A 1,264-nucleotide genomic window follows, 5' to 3' on the forward strand; every position below is an offset into this window, starting at 1 on the left:
AAAAGGTTATGTGATACATTAAATATTGAAACAAGCAGTAGTAGCTTGATTCGGCATATTTATAAAAAAGATATTAACGTACCAACGGCACCTTCCCACATTGGAATTGATGACTGGGCTTATAAGAAAGGCCACACATATGGTACTGCAATTATTGATCTAAAGAATCGAAAGATAATTGATTTGCTTCCTGACAGGGAAGCTAGCTCTGTAGAGATGTGGCTGCGAGCGCGGTGTAATTGTATTAAGATTGTTACAAGAGATCGATATGTAAAATATGCCAATGGAATAAAAAATGGTGCTCCCGATGCAATGCAAGTTGCCGATCGTTGGCATTTGCTTAAGAACTTGGGAGACGCAGTCAAGAAATTTCTGGAAAGGAAAAGGCAACAGCTTCGTAGGGAAGAAATAGCTTGTGCAGAAAAAGCTAAAATTGAGCAAATAGTACCTGAAGAAAACCCGCTTTTAACCGAACATAACATTATAACAGAACGATCTTCTAAGCTGCGTGAAATTAAGCACCTTCATGCGCTAGGTACACCAATACGGGCCATCGCTGGAATTGTAAAAATGAGCCGTAATACCGTTAGAAAATACATTCATCTGGATGAACCACCTAGTAAAAATGGACCAAGATCCGAAATTTTAAATTTTGCTGATTATTTTAAAGAAAGAATAAAAGAATGTCCAGGCATAGAGGTAATCCAATTGTGGAAGGAGATAAGGCAACTCGGTTATGCAGGCAGTCGTTCTGTAGTTTACCAGTTTCTTAAAAACCATACAAGATCCAGAAATAAAACAAATAGAACCTACATTCCACGCCAGTCATGGAGTGCCGCAAAAGTAAGCTTGTTGGTATATAAATGTTATACTGATCTGTCAAGTAGCGAACAGGCCTTTCTTAATATTCTAAAGGAAAAATCACCCGAAATAAATATAGCTATGGATTTGGTACAGGAGCTTAAAGAGATAATGGAAAAGAAGCAGGGGGAAAAACTAAGGGAATGGATTGACAAATCGATGGAATGCTCAATAAATGAATTAAAGGCATTTGCCAGGGGGCTTCTCACTGATTTTACTGCTGTGAAAAATGCTTTCTCCACGCAATGGAGTAACGGGCAAGTAGAAGGTCAAATCAATAAATTAAAAACAGTTAAAAGGCAGATGTATGGCCGTGCAAGCTTTAATCTGTTAAGAAAGAGAATGATTCTGGGTGGAACTGACCCCCAAATTTGACGAAGAACCAACATGACAAGAATTTACA

Annotated in this window: 1 protein-coding gene; it reads left to right on the top strand. The window is 38.1% G+C overall.

Translation table 11 applies throughout. The features are described 5' to 3' along the window. Window positions 1–1,236 (top strand): ISL3 family transposase (locus A3860_RS40380; protein ID WP_081156295.1); only part of this gene is annotated, 1,236 nt, incomplete at its 5' end. Between the last annotated feature and the right edge of the window lie 28 nt (window positions 1,237–1,264).

Source organism: Niastella vici (assembly GCF_002077945.1).
GTDB lineage: Bacteria > Bacteroidota > Bacteroidia > Chitinophagales > Chitinophagaceae > Niastella > Niastella vici.